Genomic DNA, 24,939 nt, shown 5'->3' with positions numbered 1-24,939 from the left:
ACTCGCCTTTCCTACACCTGCTTATTATCGAGCTTCCAGTTCACATAGCGAGCCACACCGATAAACAGAGGGATCAAGCCGAGACTGCCTACTCCAATACCCGCAAGAGCCGAGAGGGAGAGGAATACCGCAGCGCCTATTGCAATCAGGTTGATACCGCGATCATTGGAGCTATTTGGCTCTCTCTCATCCAAAAGATCTATTAGCTCCGGGGGCACATCCCGACCATCAGCAACCATCTGGTTGATATTGCTCATTACCAGTTGTTTCTTGCGATAGCTGCTGCGTGTCACTAGCCACACAATAAATACCGGCATTCCAAATACACAGAGGAGCGCTACTACTGGTACAACTGTGGTGACTCCCGATACGAGATCTTCGTTATCGTGATCGTGGTGTGAGTAGTTGTGATCCCAGTGCCTGTCCCTGCCCCGATAGTTACGGTCACCAGAAAGACTTATCCTGACATTGTCCGGTACGCTATTCAGGGTATCTTCGGTAACCTTTCCGTCTACATCCAGAATGCCCTTGCTTTTCAGCCGTTCAATAATTTCCTGGCTTAGGGGGCCGCCAAAGTCCTGCCCCAAGTCAACCCGCACTTCACTTTTCTCACCATTCTCGCCTTCGGATTTGATCGTGAGAACACCATTTTCCCGCAATATGCGCACACGGGTTTCAGACTCGGAGGATTCCACTCCTGGTGGTGCAGGCGGATCGGGAATCAACGAATCCTCCTCCTGGGCCCAGCTGCCCGCACTTATACTGGATACCACAATGGCAACCCAGCAGCAGATGGCTGCCTGGAATGAATATTTGTTTCTCGCTCTCATTACATACTCTCTAATCTTTTCGTTATCAGTGTTGTGAACCGTCGTTGGGGGGATAGCGATCTACATCACCATCATTCGAGCCTTGGAGTAGGGGTAAGCCATTCCTCCTCGCGGCGCCTTTTCCTCAGCGATACGCACTGGAGGTAGTCGGTTAACCTTCATGCTCTTGCCGGTACACTCACTTAGCTTTTTAAGCATCTGCTGGTCAATTTTTTGGGTGAGCTCCCGGTGAATCCCATCCTGGGAGACCGTTAGCTCGGAGGCTTTAACCTGGCCCACTTGCAGAGCCGCAACTATCAGTGATAAAGCGACGCAAAATTGTACCTTCTTAGTTGATCTCGCAGTAAACATTGTGATCTCCCGTTTTTCCCTTGTACGCCACTATGACGACGCGGGGAGCCCACTTGGATGCAGTTGGATAATTTTTTTTACGCCAACACCTGGAATCCTCTTCTACAGGCAACCACAGAGTTGGAACGATCGGATAAACTCGCAGCACAACGAAGAATGAGTACTTCAATATGACAACCCCCGATGATGTCCTGTTTTTTTGGTTTGGTACTACCGATATCCGTAGCAGCACGGCTGCACCGGGGAAACAAGACCTGTGGTTTGCCGCCTCTTCTGAAGTAGATGCCGATATCAAAGCGAGATTTGGAGCGATTACCGCATCGGCTCAGCAGGGAGAATTGAACCATTGGCTGAAGACATTGGAAGGCGAGCTCGCCCTGCTACTGATTTGCGACCAATTATCCAGGAATATTTATCGGGGCACCCAACTGGCATTTGCTGGGGACCCCCAGGCTTTATCAATTTCCGAAAAGCTGATTCAGCGCGGAGTAGGCTCCAGCCTTGGGGTCTACCAACAGGTATTCGTTGGCATGCCATTGGAGCACAGCGAAGACCTTGTGACCCAGCAACGCTCAGTAGACTACTTCCGACAGTTGCAGCAAACCTTCGCAGAAGACAAAATTGCCGCACCCTATCTCGACACTCACTTTCGATACGCTCTTGCCCATCAAGAGGTCATCGAACGATTTGGGCGCTTCCCTCACCGCAACGCGGCATTGGGTCGTATTTCCACTCAAGCAGAAACAGAATGGCTGGCTCAAGGGGGCGGCTTTAAATAATGGATTTACTTAGTTGGTTATCTCTCGCTGGGATCTGTGCCCTCGGTGCAATGTCACCAGGACCGAGTCTTCTTATTGTATTGCGCAGCGCCTCCTCCGGCCTGCAGCAAGGGCTGGCCAGCGCCATTGCCCACGGAGCCGGGGTCGCGATTTACGCAATCCTCACCGCATTTGGCTTAGCGGTACTGATTACCAGCTCGCCTCTTCTGTTCAATATCCTTCAGTGGGCAGGTGCAGCAATGCTGGTCTATCTGGGCTGGAAAGCCCTAAGTGCATCGTCGCCAGGTGCCAGTGCCGCAGCGGTAGAGCCCCCTCACCAGAGTCTGAAGCGCTCTATCGCTCAGGGTTTTGGTGTTGCTTTCTTCAACCCCAAGATTGCCGTGTTCTTTACTGCCCTGTTCAGCCAGTTTGTGTCAGAGCAACAGGCTCTGAGTACTAAGCTGGGCATGGCCGCCCTGGTTTCCGGAGTGGATACCATCTGGTATTGCATAGTGGCGCTGGCCGTGCACGCCAGTCGCAAGCGTCAGTTAGTGAGTAAACATATCGGCCATCGCATCCAACAGGTATTTGGAGTCTTGCTGATCGGGCTCGCAGCCCGGCTCATCCTCAGCATCTAAAATCACACCCCTCCAGGATTTTCACACCCATACTTTCGCTGTACCCCGAAAAAAACAGGCCCGCTTGCGGGCCTGTAAAAATGATGTGAAGACAACCAGCTGCCCCGGGGGGTATGCAGCTGACTGCCCGCATATTATGACACCGTTCACACTTACTGGCGGTCCGATCATCGTGCCTGCTGGTCTTTTGACCGCATAACCCCCTTTATTCCCTCAATCGTTGACACTGAATATTTATACAGTTAATGTACCTGCATACAAAAACTAAGTGGAATGTCTAATAGACAACTGGGAGGCACACGATGGCCGTAGTAGCTGTTTGGAAATGCGATAGAGACGGAGCAATGTTCGACAACAAAAAAGACGCTGAAGAACACGATAAAATGCTGGAGCTCGCGGCTAATATCACTTCGCTGATTGAGCGCCACATCGACAGCATTGATGAGCAGGTAGGCGAAGAGATCGGCCTGCTGTTGGCCAAACGCCGCGATGCCCTGGCTAAAGCCTGTAAAGGGAAGCCTGAAGTACTGCTCGAAGAAGACGAAAACATGGTGCAGGAGAGCGAAGATGATCGCGTAACTCCGCTCGCCGCCAATCAGTAAACGCTTATAGATTCATCCCTGTACTCTGCCCGGTTCTACCGGGCTTTTTTGCGTGGGGCTCATACTGAGCCTCACCAATAAACCTCAAAGATTAATTACGGCATTAACAATGTTAATGACCGCTAACACAACGATAACGACCCAGCTGATTAAAGTTCCCCAGAAGCGTCCAAAGTGCAGCCCGCCTTTGCCCTTGGTCAGTCCATAGGCATGAAATACCCGTGAGATAAAAAAGAGCGCCCCAAAGAGATGTAACCACAAAGCGGGCAAACCACCCAACTCAGCAGCCAGTAACAAAAGCAACGCTATCGGCGTGTACTCAATCGCATTAGCGTGAACTCGCACCCTAATCTCATTGAAACGATCATCTCCGGTTCCAATTCCCACTTTCTTTGTGCGACGAAACTCGACTACCCTGAATGCCAAGTAAATAATCAGAAGCGCACAAAGGCCGGTGTAGAGTGCTGTGATATTCGCCATGTTTTTTCCTTGTTATTATCAATCTGGCCAGGGAATATATCCCCGAAAGCAAGTATTCCGCCACACAAATCCTGTACAAGCCGATGGACCTTTCAGACCAATACGCGGAAAAAGAAAAGCGGGCTAGAAGCCCGCTCTTTGCATCTTAGTCCTTATAGCCAAACTCATGGCCCTTTGCGGGCTTGAGGTGTCGATCTCTGAGGCGCGTTGAGCGATTTACCAAGGATTGATTCTCACCCTCAATCAGGACCTGCTCAGCGTAGCTGGTAACTTCCAAGGGATCACCGCTCCAGATCACAATATCCGCAGCCGCGCCCTGCTCCAACGTACCGCCCTCAAGATTAAAAATCTCAGCAACATTGCTACTGATTGCCTTTAGCGCTTCCTCGTAAGGCATACCATGGGCTACAGCGTTGCCCGCCGACTGGCGCGAGAGGTATACATTGTGGCTAGCCACCATATCTGGGCCACTGATAGCTACCGTCACCCCAGCCTTGGCCAGAAGTGCAGCATTATCCAGGCGTGCGCCCAAACTTGAGAATGATGCAGGAATGTTGTTGATTGCATCGATCACTACAGGCACTTGTGCTTGCGCCAGTTTATCGGCAACCATCCAACCCTCAGCTGCACCGATTATAATGAGCTTCACCTTAAAGGCTTCACCCAGTTCTAATACTGCGAGGATATCACTGGCCCGGTTGGCAGTTACCATCAAAGGCTCCTTACCATCGATCACCGGCTGCAGAGCTTGCAGATCTGCCAGATCGTAATCCAGCTCTCGCCATTCTCCACGGTGAATCGCCGCGCGATTATCACGATACTCCTGAGCTTCACGCAGAGCGCTCTCCACCTTGGCATAAGCATTGGCACGGCTGCCACCGGCCAGCTCGCCTCCGGACTCTCCCAGATAAGCTTTTTGCGCAACATTCTTTGCTTCGACGCTATCAAATTCACCATTCAACTTGATGGCAAAACTGCGCCCTGCAAATATCTGCTGAGCATCGATAGCACCGCTGTCCCAAGTGCTGATTCCCGGTGAAACAACGGCACTGGTGACTCCACCCGCCCGGTTGAATGGGATCAGGGTGGACTTGGGGTTGTAAGCAGGTACCGGATTAAATGCACTACCAATACTATCGCCGGTCACCTGATGATCATTGGTGGCGCTGGCCGCACTGATCTCGACCAACCCCAGTTCAGAAATGGGCGCTATCACACCGGGCGTGACCACCTTGTTGCGCGCATCAATTACCTGGTCTGCATTCACCTCCAGTGAGGAGGCCACCTGCTGGACCTTGCCATCCACAACCAGAATATCTGCGGACTCCAGGCTGCCCTGCCCCGCCAAGGTGTGTACCTTGCCACCCTTGATCAGGATGGTCTCCGCCTGGCCAGCGGCTGATATCAACCCCAGGGCCAGCGCACAATAAACAGCTACTTTTCTCACAGTCGCTCTCCCTCTGCATCGAGAACACCCAACTCGAAATCGGTGCGTGGCTGACGTTTCTTGTCCGCGCGATCGAACATCAATTCCCCATCAATGAATACTTGATCTACATGGGTGTAAACACTAAAGGGGCTGCCGGACCAGACAACGATATCCGCCATCTTGCCGCTCTCAAGGCTGCCAGTTTGATCGGCAATACCCAGAGCCTTGGCGGGGTTCAAGGTCATCCAAACCACCGCATCCTTGGGCTGAATATCGAAGCCCGCACGCTGACCCGCAGTCATTGCCTTCGCGGTCTCCTCGTGCAAATGCTGTACGCCAACACCGGAGTCCGAGTGAATCATTGCGCAGGCTTTGGCTTGATCCACAATGGCGATATTGGCCTCGGTCATATCGTAGGCCTCATGCTTAAAGCCCCACCAATCAGCCCACATTGCCGCACAAACATTGTTTTCTGCCAGCAGGTCAGCAACTTTGTAAGCTTCCACTGCGTGGTGGAAAGTGGAAATTTTGAAATCAAATTCCTTGGCAACATCCATCATCACCGCCATTTCCTCACCGCGGTAGCAATGGTTATGAACGAGAATATCGCCATTGAGTACGCCCGCCAGAGTTTCCATCTGCAGGTCGCGCTTGGGCTCATCCCCTCCGTTCTCAACGTAATCCTCCCACTCCTGCTTATAGGCACTCGCCTTAATCCAGGCATCGCGATAGCCGGCAACGTTACCCATTCGAGTTGAGGGAGAGCTACCTTTGCCACCGTAAACGCGCTTGGGGTTTTCACCACAGGCCATTTTCAAGCCGTAGGGAGCACCGGGAAATTTCATATCCTGAACACTGCGGCCGGGTACATTTTTCAGGGTGACGCTGCGGCCACCAAACAAATTGGCCGAGCCCGGCAGGATCTGCAGGGTTGTTACACCACCAGCGAGGGCCAGGGGAAACTGGGGGTCCTGGGTCCAGACAGAGTGCTCCGACCAAACCTGGGCAGTGTTAGGCGAGGTCATCTCATTGCCATCCTGGGCAGATTCGATCCCCGGAGCCGGGTAGTCCCCCAGATGAGAGTGAACATCGATAATGCCGGGAGTGACCCACTTACCTTTGCCATTGACAATCAGGGCACCTTCCGGGGCCTGCAAACCCTTGCCGATCTCCTTGATTTTGCCATTTTCAAACAAAAGGTCTGTGTTAACTCGCTGCTCTCCAGTACCAGTGAGGAGGGTTGCTCCCTGGATAAGTACCGGGCGGGATTGAGTTACTGAGTAAGTGGAGGGGAAGGCATCCACACGAGCAAAATCGAGAGATCTCGGCTCACTGTCAACACGGTTCTCACCGCAGGCGGACAGCAATAACGAGGCACCTAACAGAGCCGCGATACTGCGCCCGAGAAATCGGGATTGCAGCTGCATAGTCATTCATCCAATCGTTTTGAGTATGGCGGTGAATGCTACCAGTTTGTAACGACAACGCCACTGTCCAAATTGTCATAAACGACTAGTAAGAGATATACAGGCACCCCCCTGTAGGACCTGAATTCGCCAACTGAGTTGATGTTGCAATGCCAGAGTACACTCGATGACATTCCGAACTAAAAATAACAGCCAGTCAGCAAAGAATGTCTACCTGGTCAAAATACACTGCCCTACCTATATACTTTTGTACGTCTTCATGGTGGAATTTCTGGTGGAAAAACAGGCAGCCGCACTCAGGAGGAGAAATAGGTGATCAAGGAAAGCAATATGCCCATTTTTCCCCCTTCATTAACAATTGCGACTTCTCCAGATCAAGACTCAACCCAGGTCTATGAAGCCTTACGTAAAAGTGAAGAGCGTTACCGAGAGCTGGTGGAGCATGCCAACTCGATTATTATGCGCTGTGATCAACACGGCCGTATCACTTCCTTTAACGAGTACGCTCAACAGCTATTTGGCTATACCGAAGCCGAGATTATTGGTAGACATTTAATTGGCACAATTGTCCCCGCCAGCGAAACCAGCGGCCGAGATCTGCGGCAGCTGATAGACCGTATTTGCCAGTTCCCAGAAGAACACCGTTACAATATTAATGAGAACATTACCAAAAGCGGTAAGCGAATATGGATCGCCTGGACCAATAAAATTATTTCCGATGAAAAGGGAAGTCCAGCGGGAATTCTCAGTATTGGCTCCGACATAACTAAGCAGCGATTATTGGAAGAGGAACTTCGGCAAGCCCAAAAAATGCAAGCCATCGGTGAGCTTGCCGGTGGTATTGCCCATGATTTCAACAATATGATCCACGGCATTAATGGTTATGCAGAAGTTATTCGGCAGATATCTACCGATGCCAGGATCAATGAATATACCAACCATATACTGACCACCGCCCGCCATGCAGCAGAGCTTACCAAACAGCTTCTGACTTTTGCCCGCAAGGGAAATTATCAACTCAAGGACTGCAATACTCACGAAATCATTCGCGATGTCTGTGCAATGTTGACCCGCACTATTGACCGTAGAATCGAAATTGATCAGCAATTAAATGCATACCGTCCACATATTGTGGGCGACCCCGCTCAACTCAAAAGTGCACTGCTGAATATTGGAATAAATGCCAAAGATGCTATGCCCTCTGGTGGTTCCCTGAGCTTCGTTACCGCAAATATCGCTATTGAAAAGTCGACCTCTATCGCTGATTTTGAGGTCCATCCAGGCCAGTACCTTCTAATCACAATTACTGATAATGGCACCGGTATGTCTGACGACGTACGCCGCCGAATCTTTGAGCCATTTTTCACCACCAAAGAAAGCGGGCGCGGAGCTGGATTGGGCCTTGCCGCAGTACACGGTACCGTTCATTTACATAAAGGCGCTATACACTGCCAGAGCCGTGAAGGGCAAGGTAGTTGTTTCAAGCTGTACCTGCCAATTTCCAAACCATCAAGTAAAAAGAGAACCTACCAGGCCAAGAAATTGGCTCGTGAACGCAAGTTGCGCATTATGGTTGTGGATGACGAAGCCATTGTCCGCACCTACTCTAAGGCCCTTTTCGAAATGAATGGCCATAGCGTCGTTGTCTTTGCAACGGCAGAACAGGCAATAACCCACTATCGTAAACATAGCGATGAAGTGGATTTGGTCCTTCTGGATATGATTATGCCAGGTATGGATGGTCAGGAGCTCTTCGCTTATCTAAAAAGGATTAACCCAGATGTAAAAGCTATTTTGTCCACGGGCTACAGTGTGGACAAAAAGGTTCAGGAAGTTATTGCTGACGGGGTACTGGATTGTATTCAGAAACCCTTTACGTTTGAGAATCTCAGCAAAAAAATTGAAGAAATGATTGCCAATGGAAAAATAAGGCTTCCGAAATAATAGAAAGACTACCACCTGAATCATCGCAGGTAGCTTCGTTATAAAGTTGCGGCGCGGTGCTCAGAAGCCACCAGCATGGCTTATGCCTGGATTCACAGGCAGTACTTTTTAAGACACCAGCGTAACCGATAGAGACCTCAGCTTAAGTCTCGTAAAAGCAGAGTTTTCTGTAACTAAGGTATCGCCAGAATCAATTTCATCCAATTTTTAATCAACTCACTTACCAGTAATAAGCTCGCTGCCATTCTCGACAATTTCCAAACCGCTACTATCTCAACGGATTGTCACGACTTTGCTGCTACGGTGTCCTGCCCTGCTAACTTTATCAGCTTGAGGTATTCGTCACCTATCTCAGTTGCTACCGTCTCAACGAAGCGCACCATGCCTGCTAAAATCGCGGCGTTATAGTACTCATCACTTGCTTCAAGCTCTGCAACTGCGGCATTCATATCCTTGAGTGCCTGGGATGCCTCGAGATTCCACTCCTGCAATTTGGCAAGACTTGATCTGGCAGCTGCCACTTGATCTTCATTTACACTATCCCGAGTCATCACAAGATTATTCTCCCGGACAGTCTTTATCTCAGCATCGTACTGACGAATGGTAACCAGAGAGCGACGAACAATGCTGTTTAACTTAATAACAGTGTCCCGCTCGAAGGCCGCCTTGATATCGTTACTGGCCAGCGCCACCGACGCCGGCGTTTTTGCAGATTGGATAACGCTTTCAACAACCGGACCGGACTTCGGTTCACTTACCCAGACCTGCTCGTTTTCGACTGGCTTTAAGAATGTGTGCGTGGCTAAAAACCCAAAAGCGATTATTCCGAACACTGCCAGTGTTATATATCGATTGCTGTTCATACGGTAAGTTACCCTAGGCATGGCCGCCCCTTACAGGGCGGCGTCTGATGGTAAGAGCGAGTCTCGCTCGTTTAGCTCATAGTGCAGAAATAGTTACCTACGAGTCCTTGATCTACTGATCAGGCTAAATGCTTCGACGTTATTCATTAAGTTCTGCGCGATCTGCTCGCCCATGACCTGGCCCGCGATATTGTCAAAGCTCCAGTGGACGCCGTTGTAGATTCGGCTGATACCATTTTCCTGTTGAGCGTTGGTATAGGATTCAAAACGGACAGGTACCAATGGCCTCGGTGTATCCGGCGTGAAAGGATCAAAGCCTTCTCCGTTGTATTCTTCCGACACAAAGGTAAATGGCTGGTCTCCAAACATACTGCGCATGATCTCGAAGGTGGAAGCACCGAAGGTGGCATGACCGGATGGATAAGAAGGAAACGGCGGCGTAGGCCTAATCGCGGTTGTGGTGTTGATAACCGATACCCCTACCGGCAGCCATTGTTCATCCTGTAAGGTCAAGGAGTTGTCGTCGTCGACACGAATCCCTGTAACCGGTCGCCAGTAGTTGTAATAGTATTTGCTGTCCCATGCGGCGATACCGGAGTCCGCCAGGCCCACATTGATCAGCGCAAAATAGCGGGCCAGCTCCAATTCATTTTCGACATTGTTGTCTATCGCCGCCTGCAGGGCAATGAGGTTATAAAGGCGCGGCGGAATGCCTAGCAGCGGTACACCGTCATATCCCCAGTAATTTCCAATGAATCGCGTCTCTGCTGTGGACGTTGACGGAGTAATGGTATTGGCTGGAGATCCACCAAGCGCGGCCACTTCCTCATAGGCTTCAGCATATTCCTCAGACGTTATTTCAGGTGGAGTCGGGCTTCGGAATTGATCACCTGAAGTCAGTGAAAAGGGGGTCACACTGCCCCAGTAAGCTCCTAACGCCACGGAGTCATGGCCCTCTGGATCGACGGGATCCGGCTGCCATTCTCCGGGCACCGTGGCACCGGTGTTGACCGATGTGGAATGATAGGTGCCATCGCCGTCAGCGACTGCGCCACCCTCTCCGTAAGCAGGTTCCAAATGGTCGGCCTTATCGTTGCTGCGCGCTGCGAGCATGGCTGCTGCTGCGGCTTCGCCGATGGCCTGGCCATTAGCAATCCTGTCCGCACTATCTCTTAACTGGTCCAGGTCTGATTCCAGTATTTCCAGCAAGCGTTCTGATTGATCGGGGTAGAGTGCGCGCAAGGTATCGTAAGCGGCATAGGCGATAGCAGCATCTTTAGATGCATCCCTGGTATCAAACGTACCAAGATCATTATAGGGTTGGTATTTACCGTCGAATGCGTTCACAGCATCAAACACGGCGGTTTGCACTATCGCGAATGCGCGGCTGGAGCGAGTGGGTCCCCCCTGGTAGAAGTCCACTTCGCCAGTGTCAGGGTCTGGTGTGTGGTCAATAGCCGATGAATCGAGCATGGTGTTGAACCAGAATAAAACACGATCTCTTGGTCTATTAAGTTTGTCAGCTTTCCCCGACGTCTGCTCGAGCCGATCAAGTACGCCTTTGGACAGCGTGGACCTGCTCGTTTCGCCTAGGTAAGCGCTGGTTTGCCTCTTGGGCTGTTTACCTTTTGCCTGCTGAGCATGCACGATATCCGTTGCCAGTAACAAGCCAGCCGCCAGAAAACAGGCCGATGTTTTTAAAAAGATGTGGTTCATTGTATTACGTCCTTTGATTTTGAAGGGCGCGCTGAATCAGTAAATCTATCAGTGGGCCATAAGTTTGTTTTCAAGTTGGCTATCATTGATTGCATCTAATTATGGAGATCGCGCCGTGTAATATTCCAAGCAAACCTCTACTTGCAAATTACAAACTTGCCCCCTTATGCTGCCAGTGCGATCCTTACCACCTCACATTGCTTCGCGCCAGACTTCCATATACTCATCACGCCAATAGTAAAAAGAAGGCCAAACACAAAAGTGGTTTTGTTATCAGCCACTGGACAAAGCGAAATGTGGCTCGTTCTCCTAATTTCTGCTGCCAAAGGGATTGCGATTACTCAATGAATCGTGATTAAATTGAATTTTAGTAAAGTGCCAATTAAAGGTTTGCCAACCAGAATCAATATAATTTTTCACTCAACGATCAGAAGATCGTTGATTCAAGCCTGGCCAGGAGCTACCTCCCACACTGGAAATTTACCCATCGGCAGATCCACGATCTATGTGCGCTTGATCTGATATTGGCCAATATCCCAGCCATAAATGTGCGACTTAATGCGGATTGGTTAACTACAGGTACTAGCTTGGTTCTTCGTGAAATCATTTGTCTGCCTGTTATTCGAATTTGCCTAATTTTCTTCCCCAGTTGAAACAGGTCCTTAATACCTGACGAGGTAATCCTCGAATATAATAATTATTACAAAATTATAGACCGCCACTTATCAATACGGTTCCTGACAGTTATTTTCACAAATTTACACACATAGAAAATTGAAATCGGTGAAATTTTCCACCACAAGAAAAGTCAAAACAACTAATTTCCAAATAAAAATCCATCCCTAAAAAAATATTAATCAATCCGTAAGCATACTTAAAATCTAAGCCAAAAAATTTGTGGAAGCGTAAAAAAATAAATTTACCAATTCCAAAATCCTGAGCATTAAAAAACCATCAAATTATCAATAGACGACAAAACAGGGCCGCACCACCATAAAAAGATATTCTTGAGATTACGCAAGGGTTCAACTTATAAGAGCTTGCCCCACTTCCAGGCCACTTAAACGGTGAATCAGCTATATTTATTGAATGTTCACCATGGCTTCACTTAGTACTATTTTACTATTGAAAAGCTATCGACCACGATGGCTACGAGATGATTTCAAGGTAGAAAAACCTCCACTGGTGGTAGCAATCCAGCTCTAAAAACTGTTAGAGCTTTGACACGGCAATCAAATTTGAAAGGAAATTTTATGCCCAATTTTAACCAGCATTGTCTCGGAAGTATCCACCCAACTGAAACTCATTGAGAGTAACTATTAATATAATTGAGTACATCAATAACTAAATTGAAGACTCATTTTGTATCGTTAATTTAAAGATTCATTGCTGGCCAGTAATTTTTGATCAGAATAGTCAATAATGGCACAGGTATACCCACTGAAGTGCACAGGCAAGTATTTGATTAATTTTCTAGCACCAAGCAAAGCAGACATGACACATAACTGGGGCTTTCCTCTGTGCGTGGTATCGTCAATTTACATAAAAGCGATACACGATATTAGAGTCGGTTCGACACAGGCAGTTATTTCAAATCATCACCAAGCCCTAAGTGAAAAAAATATCTATCAAACCAATAAATTGGATGATAAGCGTAAATTGCATATTAAGGTTATAGATGACGAAGCCATTATCTGCACCAGATTCAAAATTCTAATTGAAATAAATAGCCAAACTACTGCTACCTTCTGCAAAGATGGAACAGGCAATAATCCACTATCGTAGAATATGCGATGAAGTAGATTCGTTTCTTCTAGAAGTGGTTATCCCGAGCATGAGTGAGTAGACGATTGTCTAAACCGGAATAACACGGAGTTGAAGGCTATTCTTCCCACGGACTACAGGATCGACAATAAGATACAGGAAGTAATTTCTGATGAAATACAGGATTGTATTTGGAAATTATTAAGCTCTGACTATTTATGAAGAAAACGAAGAGATGATTGCGAATGGAATAATAAGATTGCTATTTAGCGCAACAGAGAGGAATGTGGCTGGCGTATCGCAATAAGCGGCACACCAGCTACGTCCGGCCTCAGGAAACTTTATCCTTTGGCCGGGCTCAACTCAACCATCATCCAGGTAATAGGTGAGCGAGTGCACAAGTTACTGGCAGGAGCTCTCCTCCCAATATTGAGGTGCAGCTGACGGGGACCACCAGTTTGGACCGTAGGTTGAGATATAAACCTGGCCATCGAAAGTTACGCGATCTCCAACCTGGTAACCGCTATCACCCGCGTAGGGCTGCTGGAACTCAGGACAGGAAACGGCAGAGCTGTCATCACCGCTGCTGTTATCGGAGCTATCATCAGAGCTGTTGTCGGAGCCGCTATCAGAGCTATCGTCTGAGCCACTATCCGAGTCATCGCAGGTAGTTTCGCTCCACAGTTGCGGCGCCGCGCCCGGAGACCACCAGTTTGGCTCATGAGTGGATTCGTAAGCGACTCCGTCATAGATAACTACGTCACCAATTGAATAACCCGGATCACCACCATACTGCTGCACAAATGCTTCACAGCTGGAATTTCCAGAGTTGTCAGAATCACCTGAATCTCCGCCATCATCCGCATCGTCACTATCACCCGAATCGTTATCATCGGTAGTGTCATCATCCTGGTCCGCGACGAGTTCGTACCCGATCTCAACACTTTCCAGGCCGCTACTTTCTAGCAAATAAATACTATTGATCCCATACAGGGGCTCAAAGCTGCTGCTACCATCATAATCGCCCGCACGAATACTGCTCTGCTCCTGGTTAATCAGTTCAGCCAGGTCGTGAGACCAGTTTTCAGCGATACCCTGTTCGTCTGAGGAAATTTCCAAAACAGTAGAGTAAGAGGAATTTTCACCAGAGCTATCAAATACACGAGTATAAACTTTATCACCCACGTTCAAGTCTTGAGTTGGATTAATCGTGCCTCCAACGCTCCAGTCAGTATTGACAACATTATCACCATCAAACTCGACATCAATAACGTTATAGAAGGCATTAACCGTATCGCCCACATCCCAGACGGCAAGAATTACGTGGTAACCTTCACGTTCCGGCACCTGACACTCATGTGTCGTGTTTACAGCAGGCTGCTCATAGTTACCATCAACTTCACAGAATGGATCTAGATCAAATTGGTCACGGGTCAAGACCGCATTTGGGTTCCAATCTTCTTTGGTAATGTAATATTTCCAATCACGGGTTACATGATTTGCCGTAAAGTACCACTTGAAGGTTTGCCAGCCAGAGCTGATATAGTTTTTAACCCAGCGATCAGAGGACTGCTCATTTAGTTCTGACCAGGAGCTATCTCCCGCACTGGCAATCTGCCCATCGGCTGGTCCGCTTTCAGGGAAACCCTCATCCCCTTCTATACTTTGCGGTTCCCACTGAACAGCACCACAGTCAATATTCATTTCGCCCGTATCGAGAGCGTATTTACACAGAGTCCCACGAGCGGATGCAACTCCACCATCAGCAGCTTCTACATAACCATGGCTAAGTGCGTTGGAACTCATTCCGGCTAGTGCTATAGCCATTAATGTACGATTTAATATAGGTTGCTTAATTACAGATGCGAATTTGGTCTTTCGTAAAATCATATCTCTGCCTGTTATTCAATTTAGCCCAACTTCCTTCCCCAGTTGAACCAGAATCCTTATCCTGACTACACACATTCAATGCGTAACGTTGGCGACAGAGTTATGGACCGTCACTTATCAGTACGGTTCCTGACAATTATTTATAACGCTTTACAATTCTCAAAGATCTAAAAAAGAAATACTTTCCTACACATATCTATTTCGAGAAAAATATTCTTAAGAATCAGCAAATAAAATAAAAAATAGATCCAGAAAATTGAAGTCCATTACCCAAGCTCAATAAAATAAAGAGTGAAAAAATCTTTAAGGCCGACAACAATAAATCCCTGATATTCAAACTCTAAACCTACCTGCGAATACAAATTATCATTAGGCGACAGCGCCGACCATCCCAAGCTTCAACCATCAAGGCCGAAAAAATCAGCATAAATATCTACCCCCCAAACATCAGCAACCTGTCAGATAACCTTGTTCTCAGGCATTTACCATTCGGAACCCACTGGTGGCAGGCACTTCAACCGCCAGAACACCTCATTCAACTAATAAAGGGAAAGCACTTCTCCCTCTCCGGATTTAATTCGTCACCCCCTTACTTCAACTGTCACAATAAGCATTTTCCTGGCAATAAAAGCATCCGAAGCCTGGTAACTTATTCCTAATTACAGATTTATACTGGGATAAAATGCCTATACCTAATCACCTCTGTCTACACTGGAAAATAACTCGGATGATTTTGAGTTTTCCCTTACCAATCATTTTCTTGTAGTCGCAATTTGTAGTAGGAAAGGTAGGAACAGGGATGATGTTGTACTGGATGATCCGCAGGCTCGGCCTGTACCTGTTTTTCTCTTCACTATTATTTCCGGTCTGCTCTGTGGCTGAGCCGGCAAATAATCCGGATAAACGTTGGGTCGCAATAGTCGGTGCCGGGCCAGGGTTTTCAAATCGTCGCAATGAGCTTACCCAGTACCGCCTTGCCCTATCCAAGGACCTGCCCTGGCAGTGGTCCCTCAGCGACAAATGGACACTAAAAACCAGGCTGGAAACCAGTTACTTTGAATGGCGATCCAGTCTGGACGACGGTGATTCAGATGTATCTAAACGTGGAGAAGATTTGGTCCACGGCATGTCACTGAGCCCCGTATGGAGGTTTGAATATTTACCTCAATGGGACACCCCAATTTTTCCCTACTTCGAAGTTGCGGTGGGTGCCAGCTATATAACCGACTCCAATATCGTGAGTAAAAATACCAACCACACGACTCTCGGGTGTCATTTTCAGTTTGAGGATCGAATTGGACTGGGCTCTGACTTTGGTAGTGAGAGACGCTGGGGAGTCACAACTTACGCCTTGCATTACTCAAATGCCGGGACTTGTTCTGAGAATTCAGGGGTCAATTTCTTTGAGCTGAGGTTGCACTATAGCTTTTAAAGAGTGGAACAGGTTCGCGCCGGCTTGTTTCGGCGCGAACACTTGGCACCGGGCTAAAGAATGATATGCGGCAGATAGCGGCTCATATCCTGGGTGATCAAGTTTGAATCCTCACGGATAGACATCCCGGCCGCGAGATCATCAACCAGCCAACTGCCCACCAGGGTATGATTCTCTCCAAACTTGGGAAGTGGGTGCAAAGCCTGGTAGATAAACCCTTCTTGTCCATAGGGACCATCGGACAGCAAAGTGGTATCCGCCCCCTTTACTACCGAAATATTCGCCCCTTCCCTGGAAAAGATTGGCTTCTTTACCAGCTCAGGGAAACCCGCAGCCTTGTCTAACTCATCTTCAAAAAATGAGGGTAATAGATTGGGGTGTTCGGGGAACAGTTTCCACAACATTGGCAGAAGCGCCTTATTGGAGATAATCGCCTTCCAGGGCGGCTCTAACCAACGGACATTGCTTCCTGCCAGCAAAGCTCCGAACTCCTCGCGGAGCATAAACTCCCAAGGGTAAAGTTTGAACATCCAGGTAATTACCTGATCATTCAAATCAGTAAACTCGCCAACTTCATTCCGACCAATATCTTCGATAAAGATGAAGTGATTCTTTATACCCGCTTCGGATGCACAATCCTGTAAATACTGGACTGTGCCTCGATCCTCCTCCGTATCTTTACAGCAAGCGAAATGTAATTCCCTTCCTGGGGTCAGGAACTGCAGATCATGGAAGCGATTGACCAACTTCTCCTGCAAGCTGTTAAACTGGTCCGATTGTAACGGCAGTGACCTCCGGTCGACATTGTCCTGCAACCAAAGCCACTGCCAGAATCCAGTTTCATAAAGTGAAGTTGGTGTGTCGGCATTGTTCTCATAGAGTTTCGCCGGCCCCTGGCCAGAGTAGGCAAAGTCCAGGCGGGAATAGAGACTGGGGTCACCATTGCGCCAGGAGGTTCGTACAAAGTCCCAATGTTGTTCGGGGATACAAAAGCGTCTTAACAGCTCCTCATCCTCGAGCACACGGGAGACGACTTCCAGGCACATTTGGTGAATTTCTTCAGTGGGGTCTTCAATATGCTTTTCTATCTGCTCCAGGGAGAACTGATAGTAGGCACTTTCATCCCAATAGGGCTCGCCATACATAGTATGGAAGTGGAACCCAAACTCCTGTGCCCGCTCCTGCCATCGCGGGCGTTCACCAATCGGCAACCTCAGCACAAACTAGCCTCCCCAGCTGCGTGAACCGCCACTGCTGGAGCGACCACCACCCCAGTTGGATTTGGCCGATGCAACAGCGCCAAAGCCTCCACGGGAAACGGTTTTGGTAACTTTTGGCTTGGGCGCCGTAGCGCTTTTATCCACCTTATAAGATGAGCGGCCATAGTCGCCAATGATTCCGCCGTCAGCAGTCATCAGCTTGTCGCGGTAGCGGGAGCCCGAATAGCGATAGACCGGGTTGTAGTAGCCGTAGTTATAGTGGCGGTCCCTGTCATTGAGCAGGGACGCAACCATAAAGCCCGTCATCAATGGCATCCAGACGCCACTGCTGGTCTGATGACAGCTGCCAAACTCCGACTCGCATTGAGATAGGCGGGAGTATTTCGGCCCAGTGCGCTCCGCTTCCTCGAGCGCACGCTGGTATGCGGCTTCGCATTGGGCTTCGTCCAACTGGGTGTTAGCTACACAGTCGTCTACCGAGGAGACAACTTTAACCTCCTCATCGGAGGAGCAACCGACCAATGCCGCCGCTACTCCCAGGGCAAGTGGGCGCAGTAAAAAGCTGGTGCCAACACCCTTGCGCATCCTTGCCAGGTTAATATTCTTGGTACGTTTCATTACCACCCCCAATCAGTAGCTCATGCAAGCCGCATTCAGTACACCAACAGCAATTGTAGTTGCAGCCAACATAACACCGGCGCTCACTTCTCCATCTTCGATACGCTCTACGATACGCGGCATAAATCCGAAGCGGATAATAGCGAAAGCAATTAACTGGGCAATCAGTGCAACCAGGGCCCAGATGGCAAAATCGATAATAGAAATAGAGTTACTGGCTGCACCGCCAACGGCGATTGCAAAGCCCAAAACTGCACCACCAAAACCAATGGCCGCCGCGGTATTTTTTTCTTCGCGGATTAACTTCCACTCATCGTGAGGAGTCACCAGTGCATATAAAAATTTAAACGCGATCAAGAGTACCAGCGACAGGCCAAAGTAAGCCGCAAAATGCAAGATACCAGTCAGTAAATCATAAGGCTGGTCCATTAAATATCTCCTTTTATTATCCGTGTATTGTTATTTGTGAGGGGGTCAGAGTAATGCCTGTGCTAATCACCAGGCTGCGGCTTAAATAGCCTGCATCTTCTTCTTTCTCTTCGGCTGAGAGAAAAAGGGATTCGGTTTGCTGATCAGACAGTTCGCGCTCGAAAAGCATGGTGAATTGATCCGTTACAGAATAATCACCATCTTCATCGTAAGTCTTTTCTGCCATATGCACCGGGTTGTGGTAGTCCCCTGCTGCAGTCCATACACGGCTATAGGAGCGATCCTGGAGTTGATACCTGGGCGCGCCAATATCGCTCTTTAAAAGCTTGTTCCAAGCTTGTTCCGAACCGACATCCAAGGTGTCGTAAAAATGGAACAGCTTTACATCGACAACGTGCTCATCCTGCTGTCCGCCCTCGGCAATTACTTGCAGCCAGGCATCATCATCGGTGTAAAAGCGATAAATCCAGGTGCCATCCAATTCGACAACACCGGCCGCCTTAATAATCTGGGTAGGCGAGCAGGATTCAATGGTCAATTCATCGAGTATCAGACGAATAGCCAAGGGGTCCAACTCAAAGCTCGCTCCCATTCGCAAGCCCATGATTTCTGGAGTCTTGACTTTGGGGGCGTCATTTCCCTTTATCTTATTGATCAGCTTGGTAAACATGTACCAACACCTTCTTCATTACTTTTTATATCGAAGCAGCTTTTTTCATCGAGCCGTTTTGCAGAGATATAGTACAGCATGTCACCCTCAGTGATCAGGTCCGCCAAACCGGGGTTCACATCAATTTTAACCATTCCCTTTCTGCGCACTGCGATTAAGGTAGCGGAAAGATCCCGTTTGAAATGGTCAAACAGTCCCTCCACTGGCAGGGGTTTCTCACCCCGATATTCAATACTGTACTGGTTCATTCCGTAAGTGCTGTCGAGCAACTGACGGTGCAACCTTGCGGAACCGGGATCAAGTGAAGATTTCGCCAGCATCTCAACAGCGACAGATGGGATACATTCAATGTTGGGGCAGTGGGAACGCAGCAGCTCGCCCACATTTTCATCTTGGAAATAAGCCGTTTTATGGCTGTTCGGGCTGAGTTTGTCGCAAAACAAGGCGGTAGTGAGAGTTACATCGTCCAGGGGGTTATCAATAATAATGCGAGCGGCATCTGCCAACCCTGCCCTCTGCATCCCCTCCCCATGGGAAAAAGATTCGACTCGGACAAAATCAATTTTACCCGGCATCGGGTTTTCGATATCAGCTTCGACACAAAGAACAATCTCTGCGGCACTGCCGTTTGTTTTGGAGAGTAATAACTCAATCAGGCGGAGGGTCCTGGTACCATTCCAGCCGATAATTACTGTGTGATCAATATGCTTTGTCATACGCAAGCCCTTCTTGCCGCGATGCACAAATTCTGAAATTGCAAAACCAATTCTGGTAACCACCATGGCAAACAAGCTGAGGCCCACCGGGATCACCCAGGCGGCAACTACAATTTTACCTTCGGAGCTTTCCGGGGATAAATCGCCGTAACCCACTGTCGATGCGGTAACGACCAACCAGTAAAAGAAATTCTCGCCCGCGACAATATCAGCTTCACCAGCAATTTTGAGCAGCCAAAAGGAAATAAAGACATAGCCGGCCACAGCTACGAGAATCGTGGTTACGTTGGCCTGAATGAAAAGCGACGCCAGAAGGCGTCGCACTCGATAAAGCAGCACTGTATTAAGCCTTTTCGCGGCCCGCTAACAGCTGGGCCAACTTATCGCTGCCACTGGTCTGGCCGCCGGGCTTGATCCCCGCTGCTTTCAGCTTAGCATCAAGGCTGGAGCCAGATTCCTCTGAGGCCAGCTCTTCCGCAGCTTCAAGCTCAGCAGCGCGCTGCTCCTGCTTGCTTTTGATGCGGTCCAGGCTATCCAGCGCTGTCTTGATTTTGCTGTTAGCACCCATGTGGCGGGAAGAAACCGCTACCTGCGCTTTTTGAACAGACTCAGTCGCTTTGATCTGGTCGATCTGCTGCTCCATGCGGCGTACATTGGTTTTTGCCTGAGTAATGTTACCTTTCAGGGTACTCTCTGAACTCAGGAATCCATCCAGGATACTGCGCTCAGTCTCCAGTTGGCTTTCCAGCTCGGTCACACGCTCTGCACACTCAAGAGCAAGTTCGTTATCGCCCTTTTCACTCGCGTTAATAGCGTGAGTGCTATAAGTTTCAATATCGGCCTGCAGCGCTTGAACCTTACTTTCAGTCAGTTTGCGCTTCGCCATGATTTTGGTCAGATTTTCGTCGCAAGCTTTCAATTCTGCCTTCGCCTCGCGCAATTCTTGGTCAAGAATACGAATGGATTGGCTATCCGCTACTGCTTCTGTTCCCTCGTTTACTGCGCCTTTCAAAGCAGTCCAGATTCTTTTAAGGCTCATGCTACACCCTCCGTTTCAAAATGATCGGCAAATAAATCCAGGAAGTCACCCACATTGGAAAACAGGGTCTCAACCTCCTCAATAACAACTTCGTCCTTACTGGATACTGACAGTGCGCCGAAAGCGACGTAGTAGTTCTCACCACCAATATTCTTGATCGCAATAGCGGTCAGTGGAACCAGCTGATGTGTCTGCAGAACCATTTCATTGAGCGCTGCCACATCATCTACCTGGCTCACGGGAAACAGTATGCTCTCTACAACTATCTGCTTCTCACCAACATAGACAAACGCATCGACGCCTTCATCGTTGGAAATACTGAGGCAATCCCCCTCAGACTCAACCACCCATCCGGAGTGGTTTTCCGCCAATTGGCGCAGGTTCTCATTGTTCCAGGTCATCTCAACTCCCTCGCTGTGGAATATTGGTCACAAATATAGCACCAAAAAATCTGCGGTCAATAACTTATTACAAACTAATGTTGCAAATAATACACACAAAGATAATATTTACCACATTGGTGATAGTTAATAGGACGGAGTAGAGCCCATGGACCACAAGCAAAGCTTGAGCAACCAGCAAGCACTGACCCCTTACAAGCAGGCTATTGCTCGCTATGTACGCGCATCAATGGCGCTAAAGGGCATGCGTTACGGAGATCTCGCCCAAGCACTGGCTGAGAGAGGAATTTCAATGACACCGGAAAACCTGCGCAGCAAAGTCAGCAAGTGCATGTTTTCAGCAGATCTGCTGGCAGCCATCATCGATGCCATGTCGGTAGAAGACAGCGCCATGCTTGAAATCCTCAAGCAGGCCCGTGAGCTGCAAGATCGAGGACTCTATGCCGAGCAGGAGAAAAGCTAACACGCCACCTTGTTGGACACCAGTACACGCGGTCACACTTTGACTGTGTCGTCAGCCATGATGCGTACCCACTGGCTGGAGGAGGCATTAACAACTCACCTGCATCACTCCTATTACCGGTGAGTTAATAGTGATGCAACTTAACTACAGGCTCACCATTACCGCATTTGCCAACAACTTCTGGCTCTGAGAGCTTAGCTCCGGCGGGGATAATCTTATTCGTCGGCCACCAAACAAAGCAGGCATACCTGAAATTCACTGCCCAGTTACAGTAGAGGCGTCCATCATCCTCCTCATAGAATCGCAACTGGCAGAAACTTAAAGTGGGGCTTCGCACCCCTTGCACCTGCTGGGGATCAGCGAAACAGACTTGCACTCCAGCAATTGCTACCACACTCAGAGAGAGAATCAGCAACCAGGATTTCATAAGTTAACTCTGGATTTTGCTCAAATCTCCTTGAAGATTAGCAGTTACGGCGCAACTTTCATCTCTGCCCCCTAAGAACAGCTTTACTGACTGCCCGAAACTGCCAACTGGGGCAGCGGAACCGCCTCCTCCTGAAGGGCCGCCAGCAACTGTGTAATACAATCCTGCCGATCTCTCAGCCAGTTCACATAAGGCAAGGGAAAAACTGGGATACCCGCCCGATACAGTGCCTTGTACACCTTCACACTGAAATAAGACTCGAAATCGCCGGGATAACCTATCAGGTCAACACCTATAAAGCGCCCGCCCACAGAACAAACCACATCCACAACTTGCCCAGCCACAGGAAAACCCACCCAGTGAGTAATTTCATATTGTGTCAATAACCGGCTGACGTCACTGGAAAAACGACAGACAATCTCTTCACTCTCCAAGTGACCACCAATGGAGTGTGAAAACTCGGTATATCGGCGTAAAAGATGGTTCGAGGGAAGGATTTGGGGGTCAACCGACAGTGCAACCAATTGCTTTTCTTTTGCCCGGGTAACTGCAACATTAAACATATCTTCACGGTTTAAGTAGCTGGCCGCGCGCAACGACTGACTATCAATCGCCATAGAGATAAGCATCAAATCTCGCTCCTCTCCCTGAAAACCATAGGGAGTAGCAACGCGCACTGAAAAACTATCTAACTGCTGCGAAGAGAAGGCCTTGGTAAGCTCTCCCTCCAGATAATCTGCCTGATCCCGATAGGGAGACAAAACACCCACTGACGGCTGAATTTCAGCACTAGCATAGCGTTCAAAGTGCGCTTCCAACTGCTGAATAACCCAGTCGCACTCTACAGAGTTTCTACCATTTTTTCTTCGGCGACCGGATAGCTGATGAAACTCCAGTGCCGGTTCTGGCAATGGCTTGGGCCTGGCCCGCATAATTTTCAGGCGGTCGGAATAAAAAGTGTGGTTGCTGAATGCGATGAGCTCTGGATGGCTGCGAAAGTGCTCATCCAACATTACTACAGCCTGTTGAGTAGGTATTGCATCAGAAACCAAATCTAAAAGTGATTGATCCCTGTAGCTCAACGTTACCGGCAAGTCATTATCGTTCATCACTCCCAGCCAGATACCCAGCTGCCGCTTACGGGAGAGAAATGAAACATGCCGCAGCTGTTTACTATCCCCGACAATCACTGCCCGCTTCGCCCGAAAAAGAGCAGGCAGAGAACTGGCGATATCACACTGAGTTGCCTCATCGAACACCACCATATCGAACATGGCGGGCAATAGCGGCAGTACTTCATTAAGCTCATCTGCCTCCACCAGCCATATGGGGAACGCCTGCAATACCACCCCCATATCGGTCTTGGCAAAGCGCTCCGCCTGTACCTTCGAAGTTCGAGATCGCAACGCCTGGTTAAACTGGCTCAGGGTGCCCCTGTCCTTTTCCAGGAGCTTGCGCATTTTCTCTTGACGGTAAATATTCAGGTATTGGCTGGCCAGATTCTCAAAGCGGCGCCGACAATCATCAATCGCACTTTGAAATCCCCACAGGCTTTTCACACTCAAGCGGCTTGCAAAGAGCTTCCAGGCATGTCTTACCGCCCATCGGGTAAGCCGACCTGCGCCAACAAAGCGCACTGTCCGCAACGCCTTGGAAAAGTGCCTTTCATGGCTTCGCAAATCGCGATAGGCCTTCTTTACCATACTCCTGGCCTGAGAAGGCTTTCTTCCTGGAGACTCCACCCCCTCTTTCAACAACCTATCGAGGTGGGCTTTTAAACTGGGAATAAAACCCCTTTCTCCCTGGCGCACATACCCCTGGGTAAGCCCGTATTCACTTCGCAATTTATCCCGCACTACATCCAGTGCTTGCGGGGTTTTCGATACCACCAGGACGCTTTCGCCCTGTAGCACTCGATCAATAGCCATAGCGGCAATCGTAAAGCTCTTCCCAGTGCCAGGTGGCCCTGAAACAAGACTCAATGGAAAGCGGGCAGCATTCTCCAATGCGCTCTCCTGAGCCTCACTCAACAGCCCCGGTAACATATCGGGTTCAGAAGCCTTCTGTGGAAATTGCCAGCGGCACTCTCCCAATAATGCCTGTAGCGGTGCGGGTAAATGTTTTTCCCGATGTAAGAGCCGCAGCTCGTGCAACACTCCCCGAGAGCCCCTGGATCTGTCCGCGAGAATTACCGCACTTGCAGAGACCAGGGATAACTGAGCATTCATTGAAGCGCTTTCAATCGCAGCCTGTCCTCTCAACTTGGGCCAACACCCCAATTCCTCCACATTTTCCAACACGGTGTAACGGGCTAGCCAGCGACCAACATCAGCCAGCTGTGTCCAGGACAACAGTGAAGCAAGCACCGGGAAGCTATCTGTTACTGAGGACTCGACATCTGGCTTTAAAAGCTGGCGCAAAATCGGAAGGTTAACGCAAATATTTGCAGAGTTGATTTCTACAAAATAATCTTCGTCAAAATGTAGTTTGGCAGGGAAATAAAGTAGTGGCGCACAAAGTTTGCGCTTTGCGGTCAACCCAGCCTGTTGTGAGATATTTCCACAAATAAACAGGGACCCATAAATTAGTCGCCGCTCCTTTCGGTAAGCATCCACTTGTTCCAGCAGTTTCGCTCCCGCAGTGGCGGAGACAGGTACACGTGGTAACTCATCAGATCCCAAATAGTCTCGCCCATCTACGAACAGGCGCCGACTTGCTTTGAGATTTAGAATATTGTTGAGGGAGAGGTCGTAACTGTCAGCTTGATAGCAGCGCCGAAAGTATTCGATTAACTTATTGGGGTGGCGCTGCATAACAGATGACTCCTGGAGG

The 24,939-nt window shown here is 49.0% G+C and carries 24 protein-coding genes; 7 read left to right on the top strand and 17 right to left on the bottom strand.

Annotated elements, in window-relative coordinates; translation table 11 throughout:
• Nucleotides 1-11 precede the first annotated feature (11 nt).
• Together BTJ40_RS08685 and BTJ40_RS08680 are read right to left on the bottom strand one after the other, a co-directional pair.
• On the bottom strand, nt 12-830 hold the full coding sequence (locus BTJ40_RS08685; protein ID WP_108732708.1) for a DUF6249 domain-containing protein: 819 nt from the start codon (nt 828-830) through the stop codon (nt 12-14).
• A gap of 60 nt (nt 831-890) precedes the next feature.
• Entirely contained in the window at nt 891-1,181 is a 291-nt protein-coding gene (locus BTJ40_RS08680) for a hypothetical protein (RefSeq protein ID WP_108732707.1), read from the bottom strand.
• Nucleotides 1,182-1,351: 170 nt separating this feature from the next.
• On the opposite strand from BTJ40_RS08680, the gene BTJ40_RS08675 reads away from it, so the two are divergent.
• The 3 genes from BTJ40_RS08675 (at nt 1,352) to BTJ40_RS08665 (ending at nt 3,179) form a co-directional block, all read left to right on the top strand.
• Nucleotides 1,352-1,960, top strand: a complete 609-nt coding sequence (locus tag BTJ40_RS08675; RefSeq protein ID WP_108732706.1) for a DUF924 family protein — start codon at nt 1,352-1,354, stop codon at nt 1,958-1,960.
• Nucleotides 1,960-2,577 carry a LysE family translocator gene (locus tag BTJ40_RS08670; protein ID WP_108732705.1) on the top strand — a complete coding sequence of 206 codons (618 nt, stop codon included), beginning with the start codon at nt 1,960-1,962 and terminating at the stop codon, nt 2,575-2,577. Before BTJ40_RS08675 ends, BTJ40_RS08670 begins: the two co-directional genes overlap by 1 nt.
• Before the next feature lie 302 nt (nt 2,578-2,879).
• A complete protein-coding gene (locus BTJ40_RS08665; protein ID WP_108732704.1) occupies nt 2,880-3,179 on the top strand; it encodes a YebG family protein in 300 nt (99 codons plus the stop codon).
• A gap of 84 nt (nt 3,180-3,263) precedes the next feature.
• On the opposite strand, the gene BTJ40_RS08660 is transcribed toward BTJ40_RS08665, so the two are convergent.
• From BTJ40_RS08660 to BTJ40_RS08650, 3 genes are all read right to left on the bottom strand, one after another.
• A complete protein-coding gene (locus tag BTJ40_RS08660; protein WP_108732703.1) occupies nt 3,264-3,659 on the bottom strand; it encodes an MAPEG family protein in 396 nt (131 codons plus the stop codon).
• Nucleotides 3,660-3,804: 145 nt separating this feature from the next.
• Nucleotides 3,805-5,106, bottom strand: a complete 1,302-nt coding sequence (locus tag BTJ40_RS08655; RefSeq protein WP_108732702.1) for an amidohydrolase family protein — start codon at nt 5,104-5,106, stop codon at nt 3,805-3,807.
• On the bottom strand, nt 5,103-6,515 hold the full coding sequence (locus tag BTJ40_RS08650) for an amidohydrolase (protein WP_108732701.1): 1,413 nt from the start codon (nt 6,513-6,515) through the stop codon (nt 5,103-5,105). The genes BTJ40_RS08655 and BTJ40_RS08650 overlap by 4 nt, the downstream gene beginning before the upstream one ends.
• Before the next feature lie 312 nt (nt 6,516-6,827).
• On the opposite strand from BTJ40_RS08650, the gene BTJ40_RS08645 reads away from it, so the two are divergent.
• Nucleotides 6,828-8,459: a PAS domain-containing sensor histidine kinase gene (locus tag BTJ40_RS08645; protein ID WP_108732700.1), complete on the top strand. Its 1,632-nt coding sequence runs from the start codon at nt 6,828-6,830 to the stop codon at nt 8,457-8,459.
• 284 nt (nt 8,460-8,743) lie between these two features.
• Here BTJ40_RS08645 and BTJ40_RS08640 read toward each other — a convergent pair whose 3' ends face one another.
• Together BTJ40_RS08640 and BTJ40_RS08635 are read right to left on the bottom strand one after the other, a co-directional pair.
• Complete coding sequence (locus BTJ40_RS08640; protein WP_108732699.1) at nt 8,744-9,343, bottom strand: hypothetical protein; 600 nt, start codon at nt 9,341-9,343, stop codon at nt 8,744-8,746.
• A gap of 72 nt (nt 9,344-9,415) precedes the next feature.
• A complete protein-coding gene (locus BTJ40_RS08635; RefSeq protein ID WP_108732698.1) occupies nt 9,416-11,038 on the bottom strand; it encodes a vanadium-dependent haloperoxidase in 1,623 nt (540 codons plus the stop codon).
• A gap of 1,422 nt (nt 11,039-12,460) precedes the next feature.
• Between BTJ40_RS08635 and BTJ40_RS08630 the strand changes: the two genes are divergently transcribed.
• Entirely contained in the window at nt 12,461-12,823 is a 363-nt protein-coding gene (locus BTJ40_RS08630; protein WP_157953973.1) for a hypothetical protein, read from the top strand.
• Between the two features lie 381 nt (nt 12,824-13,204).
• On the opposite strand, the gene BTJ40_RS08625 is transcribed toward BTJ40_RS08630, so the two are convergent.
• On the bottom strand, nt 13,205-14,608 hold the full coding sequence (locus tag BTJ40_RS08625) for a lytic polysaccharide monooxygenase (RefSeq protein WP_202862874.1): 1,404 nt from the start codon (nt 14,606-14,608) through the stop codon (nt 13,205-13,207).
• An 883-nt stretch (nt 14,609-15,491) separates the two neighbouring features.
• Here BTJ40_RS08625 and BTJ40_RS08620 point away from each other — a divergent pair.
• On the top strand, nt 15,492-16,124 hold the full coding sequence (locus BTJ40_RS08620) for an acyloxyacyl hydrolase (RefSeq protein WP_157953972.1): 633 nt from the start codon (nt 15,492-15,494) through the stop codon (nt 16,122-16,124).
• A gap of 53 nt (nt 16,125-16,177) precedes the next feature.
• Here the strand turns inward: BTJ40_RS08620 and BTJ40_RS08615 are convergent, their stop codons facing one another.
• From BTJ40_RS08615 to BTJ40_RS08585, 7 genes are read right to left on the bottom strand one after another with little or no spacing between them, the layout of a single operon-like run.
• Nucleotides 16,178-17,344: a glutathionylspermidine synthase family protein gene (locus BTJ40_RS08615; RefSeq protein WP_108732695.1), complete on the bottom strand. Its 1,167-nt coding sequence runs from the start codon at nt 17,342-17,344 to the stop codon at nt 16,178-16,180.
• A gap of 3 nt (nt 17,345-17,347) precedes the next feature.
• Nucleotides 17,348-17,962, bottom strand: coding sequence for a DUF1190 domain-containing protein (locus BTJ40_RS08610; protein WP_108732694.1), 615 nt, complete (start codon nt 17,960-17,962; stop codon nt 17,348-17,350).
• A gap of 12 nt (nt 17,963-17,974) precedes the next feature.
• The gene (locus BTJ40_RS08605) at nt 17,975-18,391 is read right to left on the bottom strand and encodes a DUF350 domain-containing protein (protein WP_108732693.1); all 417 of its coding nucleotides are present in this window, start codon (nt 18,389-18,391) and stop codon (nt 17,975-17,977) included.
• Between the two features lie 16 nt (nt 18,392-18,407).
• On the bottom strand, nt 18,408-19,061 hold the full coding sequence (locus BTJ40_RS08600) for a YjfK family protein (RefSeq protein ID WP_108732692.1): 654 nt from the start codon (nt 19,059-19,061) through the stop codon (nt 18,408-18,410).
• Nucleotides 19,046-20,116: a potassium channel family protein gene (locus BTJ40_RS08595; RefSeq protein ID WP_108732691.1), complete on the bottom strand. Its 1,071-nt coding sequence runs from the start codon at nt 20,114-20,116 to the stop codon at nt 19,046-19,048. The genes BTJ40_RS08600 and BTJ40_RS08595 overlap by 16 nt, the downstream gene beginning before the upstream one ends.
• Before the next feature lie 4 nt (nt 20,117-20,120).
• Complete coding sequence (locus BTJ40_RS08590; protein WP_108732690.1) at nt 20,121-20,816, bottom strand: PspA/IM30 family protein; 696 nt, start codon at nt 20,814-20,816, stop codon at nt 20,121-20,123.
• Entirely contained in the window at nt 20,813-21,217 is a 405-nt protein-coding gene (locus BTJ40_RS08585; RefSeq protein ID WP_108732689.1) for a DUF2170 family protein, read from the bottom strand. The genes BTJ40_RS08590 and BTJ40_RS08585 overlap by 4 nt, the downstream gene beginning before the upstream one ends.
• Nucleotides 21,218-21,365: 148 nt before the next feature.
• On the opposite strand from BTJ40_RS08585, the gene BTJ40_RS08580 reads away from it, so the two are divergent.
• Nucleotides 21,366-21,680: a DUF6471 domain-containing protein gene (locus BTJ40_RS08580; protein WP_108732688.1), complete on the top strand. Its 315-nt coding sequence runs from the start codon at nt 21,366-21,368 to the stop codon at nt 21,678-21,680.
• A gap of 124 nt (nt 21,681-21,804) precedes the next feature.
• On the opposite strand, the gene BTJ40_RS08575 is transcribed toward BTJ40_RS08580, so the two are convergent.
• Together BTJ40_RS08575 and BTJ40_RS08570 are read right to left on the bottom strand one after the other, a co-directional pair.
• Complete coding sequence (locus tag BTJ40_RS08575; protein WP_108732687.1) at nt 21,805-22,107, bottom strand: hypothetical protein; 303 nt, start codon at nt 22,105-22,107, stop codon at nt 21,805-21,807.
• 83 nt (nt 22,108-22,190) lie between these two features.
• Nucleotides 22,191-24,920 (bottom strand): DEAD/DEAH box helicase, encoded by a 2,730-nt coding sequence (locus BTJ40_RS08570; protein ID WP_108732686.1) that lies wholly within the window; start codon nt 24,918-24,920, stop codon nt 22,191-22,193.
• Nucleotides 24,921-24,939: the final 19 nt, after the last annotated feature.

The organism is Microbulbifer sp. A4B17, assembly GCF_003076275.1.
Taxonomy (GTDB): domain Bacteria; phylum Pseudomonadota; class Gammaproteobacteria; order Pseudomonadales; family Cellvibrionaceae; genus Microbulbifer.
The sequence above is the reverse complement of the archived record's forward strand: the minus strand, read 5'-3'. Positions and strand labels throughout refer to the sequence as shown.